Here is a 6,914-nt window from a genome sequence, read left to right as displayed (position 1 = left end):
TGACTATGCTCATCATCCCAAAGAAATAGAGGCTGCGATTAATACAGCAAAAACTCAAAATCCTTCTGTTATAGCCATATTTCAACCTCATACCTATTCACGCACCAAAAGTCTGTGGGAAGAATTTAAAAAATCTTTGTCTTATGCTGATGAAATTATCTTGCTGCCTATTTATGCCGCGAGAGAACCTAATGATCCAGAAGTAACTAGTTTAAAATTAAGCCAAGAATTACAACAGCAAGGAAAAAATGTTTTATATTTTGATGACTTTGAGTCTTGCAGCCTTTATCTTAAAAAAAGGCTGACTGCCAATGACTTGTTGATAATTGTCGGGGCAGGAGATATTATCAATCTAAAAGATTATCTAATTTCTGGCGCAGAAAACAAATAGGCGTCTTGACTTAGATTATATAAAATCTCATATACTGTAACTTGTTTTGGCACATTCAAACTTAACATAAAAAAACTCCTTAATATTAATATCAAAATATTAAGGAGTTTTTATTCTAAAACGGTAATTCTATATTTTAATAAAGATCTTGTGATAACGAAGCAGGTTTTGGCTGTATTCCTTCAGACCTTGATCTACTTCGTCAAATTTAATATCTTTGATTTTAAACGGTGATACATCTACGACTTTTTTTGCAAGCATGTTGATTGCAGCGGGAATTTGCTTTTGTCCATTGTTGATTCCCATAACAGTCAACTGTTTTGACAAAATACCGCTTACGTTACCGTTCATTATTTCAGCAATATATTCCCAGCCTACTATCGCTACTCTTCCGCCTACCGAAGCATAATCAAACGCCTTTTGAATCTTGTCGTTGGAATTTGCAAGATAAATCGAACACTCGCAATATCTTCCGCCTGTTATTTGTTTGATTCTCTCATTGGGGTCTGCAGTGCTTGTATTAATAGTGTAATAAATGCCTAAATTGGTCGCAATATCAAGCTTGTCCTGGTGAGGGTCTAAGATAATGGGAACAGCCTGATAATATAAGGCAAGCTGAGCCATAATAATGCCTAAAATGCTAGCGCCGATTATGACAATATGTTCGCCTTCAGCTACTTTTAGTTCGTTAAAAACCTTGACTGCTATTGAAGTGTATTCAACATACTGAGCTTCTTTATCAGAAATCTGTTGCGGTATCTGATAGACATTGGATACAGGGACACATGCAAAATCTCTAATAAGGCCTTCTGAAGAAAAACCCATTACCTTCATTTTTTCACATTCCCAAGGTCTGTGGGTTTTGCATGCATAGCAATTATTGCATGGAATATTAGGGTCAATGACTACACGTTGACCGCGTGATAATCCAAAAGAGTTGTTTTCGTCAATTTCACTTATAATGCCTACGGCGTGTCTTCCAGGGATAAAAGGATATTGTACTCCGCCTATCAAATCCCCTTTAAATGCCTTTGCATCTGTCAAAGACAAACTGGCAAGAGTAATTTTGATTTTGACATTATTGGCAGGTATTTCGTTTTCTTTGATTTCCTGCAATGTTATAGATTCGGGCTTGTCAATTACCCAAGCTTTCACATTTAACCTCTTTTTAAATTCTAATATGATTTAGCTTAAACAGTATATCATTATTTGATATTTTTTGAAATAAAATTATGATAAACTTTAGATAGCATTTTGTCAAAAAAATGCTTAATTTGCCATAGAAAACAATTTTATCATATAATTAGCGCTAATTTTTATATCAAAAAACTATTCAATAATGTACCAGATACATTTACTTGACTAAAATAACTAATGTGCTTTATAATGTTATGACAATAATTTTGAAATTCTTTAGGAGAGCAAGATAAATGAAACCTAACATTCATCCCAATTATCACGAGGTTACAATCGAATGTGCCTGCGGTGAAAAGTTTATAAGCGGTTCTACCATAAAAGGCGACACAATTAAGGTAGAAGTATGCTCAAAATGTCATCCTTTCTATACAGGCAAGCACAAGGTAGCAGAAACTGGCGGAAGAATTGACAAGTTCAACAAGCGTTATAACATAAAGGGCTAGATTAGTTTTTTATAAAGTGCCTTATTCTTTTTGCGTTCTTCGAGCGAAAGATTTTGCGCACTTTTTTTATTTTTTAGGGGTTAATTTTATGAAAGAAAAAAAAGCCAAAAAAACTCTTATTGGCGGACAGGCGGTAATGGAAGGCGTTATGATGCGCGGTGTGCGCTCTATGGCGTTGGCTGTTCGCGACCCCGAAGGGAATGTTTTATTAAAAACTGAAAGACTCAAAAAAAGCAAGGGCATTATTAGAAAAATACCTATCATTCGCGGCGCTGTAATGTTTTTTCAAACCATGATTTTGGGTGTAAAGACATTATTGAAAAGTTCAGAAGTTTACAGCGAAGAAGACGGTCAAAGCGAAATTACCAATGGCGAAGCGTTTTTGGCTGTATTTTTGGGTCTGGCTTTTTCTATTGTCTTGTTTATGTTTTTGCCCAGCCTTATAAGTGACGGTGTTAACTATCTGGTCAACAAATGGTGGGGATATAAGAGCAATGTCTTGACAAGTGTGGTAGAAGGCGTAACAAGACTGCTCATTTTTTTGGCTTACCTTGTTTCAGTGTCTTTTTTGAAAGATATAAAACGCACTTTTATGTATCACGGTGCTGAACATAAGACGATAAACTGTTTTGAAAAAGATTTGGAACTCAATGTTCAAAATGTAAAAGGCTGTTCTAGAATTCATGACAGATGCGGAACGACATTTTTGTTCTTAGTGATGATCGTTTCTATTGTTTTATTTACTCTGTCAAATTCGTTAATAGAATATTTGAGCGGAATTAATTCTTTTTGGACATTTTTTGGTGCTTGGTACGGAAAAATCATTGTAAGATTGATTTTGCTGCCGCTTGTAGCTGGCTTTTCATATGAATTGCTAAGATTTTTTGCGATATTGCCTGACAACTTATTTGTGCGCATATTAAAAGCTCCGGGACTTGCTTTGCAATTTCTTACGACCAAAGAGCCTGATGAACAGATGATAGAAGTTGCAATAAAAGCATTTACTGCTGTTGATGAAATGGAAAAAGATGACAGTATAAAATGCGTTGATTGGGACGAAATTGAGCTTTCATCTGCAATAAATGAATTTTACACCAAGCTAAAAGATGCCAATATTGAAGAAAATGAAGCGGATTGGATTTTGGCGCATATTTTAAAGACAAACAGAACAAGTTTAAAAATGACCAAAATCATAAAACGCAGTCAATATTATGCGGCAAAAAAACTAATTGACAGAAGAATACAAACACGCCAGCCGCTTCAATATATATTGGGCGATGTGGATTTTTGCGGATATAAGATTATTGTTAACCCTAATGTATTAATACCTAGATTTGAAACAGAAGTTTTGGCGACATTGGCGGCGGATAAAGCAAAAGAATTGAGCCAAAAAGGTGTTAGCCCTAAAGTCTTAGATTTATGCACAGGCAGCGGATGCATAGCAGTTGTAGTCGCTAACAGAGTTAAAAATGCTCAAATTACAGCTTCTGATATAAGCCATCCTGCTATCGAAGTTGCAAAACAAAATTGCAAGGGGCTAGAAAATATTCAGTTAATTCAAAGCGACTTATTTCAAAACATTACAGGCACGTTTGATATAATAGTTACCAATCCGCCTTACATAAAGACAGATGAACTTGCATTATTGTCTACCGAAGTAAAACAAGAACCGATAAAGGCTTTAAACGGCGGGGCAGACGGGCTTGACATCATACGAAGAATACTAAAAGATGCTTTTGAGTTTCTTAACCCTGACGGTATTTTAATGATGGAGGCTGGCAGCGATCAACCGCAAATCATTAAAGATATTATTGAAAGCGAATACAAAGATCAATACAATAACGTTGAGATAATAAACGATCTTGACGGAAAACAAAGAATAATATTATTCAAAAGGGCGAGATAATAAAATGATACAAAAGCTTGAAGAATTAAAAACCAAATTTGAAAAGCTCACTCAGTCTTTAGCTGATCCTGATCTTATTTCCAATATAGAAGAATGGAAAAAGACAGCAAAAGAGCATTCAAGACTTGAGCCTATAATCAATAAATACGAAGAATACAACAAAGCGCTTGCTGCCAAAAACGAGGCACATGAAATTTTAGCTCATAATAGTGACCATGAACTGAAAGAACTTGCTCAGATGCAGTTTGAGGAAGCTTCACAAGCAATTGAAAAATTAGAAGAAGAACTCAAAATTATGCTTTTGCCCCCTGATAAAAATGATGAAAAAGATGTTATCGTGGAAATCAGAGCAGGTGCAGGCGGAGAAGAAGCAGGACTATTTGGCGCAGAACTTATGCGCATGTATAAAATGTATGCAGCAATGCAGCGTTGGAAGATAGAAGATATTTCAATCAACGCAACCGAAAAAGGCGGGATCAAAGAAGCAGTTTTTTCTCTTGCAGGAGACAATGTTTATTCAAAGATGAAGTTTGAAAGCGGTGTTCACAGAGTTCAGCGCGTTCCCGAAACCGAAACTCAAGGCCGCGTTCATACCTCAACGGTTACGGTAGCGGTGTTGCCCGAAGCAGAAGACGTGGTAGTAGAAATTAACGAAAAAGATCTAAAGATTGACACTTATAGAAGCGGCGGCGCAGGCGGACAGCATGTCAACAAAACTGAATCAGCGATAAGAATTACACACTTGCCCACAGGCATGGTAGTTACTTGCGAAGACGAGCGCTCTCAGATAAAAAATAGAGAAAAAGCTATGAAGGTTCTAAAATCCAGACTTTATGACCTTTATCAAACGCAGGCAGACGAAGAATACGCACGCACCCGCAGAGGTCAGATAGGTACAGGAGACAGATCAGAGCGAATAAGAACATATAACTTCCCTCAAGGAAGAGTTACCGATCATCGAATAGGACTTACAATATACGACATTGATAATTTTATGAACGGCGAAATTGATGAAATGATAGAACAATTAAGACTAGCAGATCAAACACGCAAGCTCCAACAAAGCGAATAAAGCTGTTGGAGCTTTTTTAATGCTCTTTTCATTATTTTATATCTCAATAGGTGATTATAAGCATAGCTTATAGAGAACACTAGAATTAAAATAGCTTAACAAGCTTTTTTGAGCTTTTTTTTGTTTACACCAAAATTCACTTATTATATAATCACTGCGTAATATGAGACATAAGAAATGTTATGTAAATAACGGAGGAAACCCATGGCTTTAGCAAAAAGAACATTAAAGATATCACAATCATTGACACTTGCAATTACTGCAAAAGCTAAGAAAATGAAAGATGAAGGAATAGATGTAATAGGCTTTGGAGCTGGAGAGCCTGATTTTAATACACCTGAAGTTATCATTGACGCAGCTAAAGAGGCTTTAGACAAGGGTTTCACCAAATATACACCCAACAGCGGAATGCCGATTTTGAAAAAGGCTATTTGCGAAAAGTTTTTGAAAGATAATAATTTGACTTATTCGCCCGATCAGATAGTTGTAAGCAACGGCGCAAAGCATTCTTTATACAATATTATGCTTGCATTGGTTGAAGAAGGTGACGAGGTTATTATTCCTGCGCCTTTCTGGCTGACATATCCTGAGCTTGTTAAGATGTGTGACGGTACTCCTGTTATAGTGGATACCAAAGACGATAATTTTAAACTTACACCTAAAAAGCTGAAATCAGCAATCACATCTAAGACCAAAGCTGTGATTATCAATTCACCTTCCAACCCTACAGGTGTTGTATATTCTAAGGAAGAGTTGTGGGCTTTGGCAGAAGTATTGGAAAAGACAGATATTTATATTATAAGCGATGAAATTTATGAAAAGATTATATATGACGGATGCAAGCATTATTCTATAGCCGAGTATTCCGACAAAATCAAAAAGCAGTCCATAGTTGTTAACGGCGCATCCAAGTCATATTCTATGACAGGATGGCGTATTGGATATCTTGCAGCCGATACCGAGATCGCAAAAGCAATAGATAATATGCAGAGCCATTGTACTTCTAATGCCAACAGTATTGCCCAATATGCTACCGTTGCGGCTCTTCATATGCAAGACGATTTCATTAAAGAAATGGTAAATACTTTTGACGCAAGAAGAAAGTTAATTGTTGATTTTGTAAATTCTATACCTGGACTGTCTTGTCCTAATCCGCAAGGCGCATTTTATGTAATGATCAATATAAGCAGCATTTTTGGAAAATCTATAGACGGAAAAGTAATCGACAGCGCATTGAAAGCCGCAGAGCTTATGCTGGAATATGCCCGAATTGCTGTAGTGCCTTGTGAATCTTTTGGTGCTCCAGAATATATAAGATTATCCTACGCAGTTTCAGAAAAGGACATCAAAGAAGGTCTTAACAGACTAAAAGAATTTTTAAATCAACTTCAATAAATTTTAAATTAAATTTTTAACTGAAATTTTTAAATTATCTAATTCAAAACTATCAGCTTTAAAAACAACTGATAGTTTTGCTATAAACAGAAATAATCCCGCATATAAGTAATACAACAAGAAGTAGTTGTTGACAAATATTCACTCCAAGTTATAATCATATATAAAACATTATAATTATAAATAAATAAGCGTATGTTGTGAATAAATATTCGCAACATAATAGGGAGTAGCTATGGGATATGATAATTCTCAAAAACCCAGAACATATTACAACAAAAAGACTAATTTGCTGGAGCGGGAATACTATCATCATACTTTGCAGGATGTAGAAGAACCCAATCTTTTTAGAGAGTTTTTTAATTATTCTGAAGTGCCTAAGGTGATTTTTAACCGTCGTGTCGTTCCTATGGAGATGCCGGATAATATTTGGATTACGGATACGACATTTCGTGATGGGCAGCAATCAACCGCGCCTTTTACGGTTGAGCAGATAGTACATATTTTTAA

Annotated in this window: 7 protein-coding genes; 6 read left to right on the top strand and 1 reads right to left on the bottom strand. The window is 35.8% G+C overall.

What is annotated here, in order from left to right; translation table 11 throughout:
- A partial coding sequence (locus VIL26_04555) for a cyanophycin synthetase (GenBank protein ID HEY8390206.1) occupies nucleotides 1-391 on the top strand: 391 nt, incomplete at its 5' end.
- Between the two features lie 129 nt (nucleotides 392-520).
- On the opposite strand, the gene VIL26_04550 is transcribed toward VIL26_04555, so the two are convergent.
- Nucleotides 521-1,546 (bottom strand): alcohol dehydrogenase catalytic domain-containing protein, encoded by a 1,026-nt coding sequence (locus tag VIL26_04550; protein ID HEY8390205.1) that lies wholly within the window; start codon nucleotides 1,544-1,546, stop codon nucleotides 521-523.
- 275 nt (nucleotides 1,547-1,821) lie between these two features.
- Between VIL26_04550 and rpmE the strand changes: the two genes are divergently transcribed.
- From rpmE to VIL26_04525, 5 genes are all read left to right on the top strand, one after another.
- Complete coding sequence (gene rpmE / locus VIL26_04545; protein HEY8390204.1) at nucleotides 1,822-2,031, top strand: 50S ribosomal protein L31; 210 nt, start codon at nucleotides 1,822-1,824, stop codon at nucleotides 2,029-2,031.
- Nucleotides 2,032-2,119: 88 nt separating this feature from the next.
- Nucleotides 2,120-3,937 (top strand): peptide chain release factor N(5)-glutamine methyltransferase, encoded by a 1,818-nt coding sequence (gene prmC, locus VIL26_04540; GenBank protein HEY8390203.1) that lies wholly within the window; start codon nucleotides 2,120-2,122, stop codon nucleotides 3,935-3,937.
- A 4-nt stretch (nucleotides 3,938-3,941) separates the two neighbouring features.
- Nucleotides 3,942-5,009 carry a peptide chain release factor 1 gene (gene prfA, locus VIL26_04535; GenBank protein ID HEY8390202.1) on the top strand — a complete coding sequence of 356 codons (1,068 nt, stop codon included), beginning with the start codon at nucleotides 3,942-3,944 and terminating at the stop codon, nucleotides 5,007-5,009.
- A gap of 204 nt (nucleotides 5,010-5,213) precedes the next feature.
- Nucleotides 5,214-6,404 (top strand): pyridoxal phosphate-dependent aminotransferase, encoded by a 1,191-nt coding sequence (locus VIL26_04530; GenBank protein HEY8390201.1) that lies wholly within the window; start codon nucleotides 5,214-5,216, stop codon nucleotides 6,402-6,404.
- A 235-nt stretch (nucleotides 6,405-6,639) separates the two neighbouring features.
- On the top strand, nucleotides 6,640-6,914 hold a 275-nt coding region (locus VIL26_04525), incomplete at its 3' end, for a 2-isopropylmalate synthase (protein HEY8390200.1).

The sequence above is a fragment of the Clostridia bacterium genome, assembly GCA_036562685.1.
In the GTDB taxonomy this organism is placed as follows: domain Bacteria; phylum Bacillota; class Clostridia; order Christensenellales; family DUVY01; genus DUVY01.
This window is presented reverse-complemented; position numbering and strand designations above follow the sequence as displayed.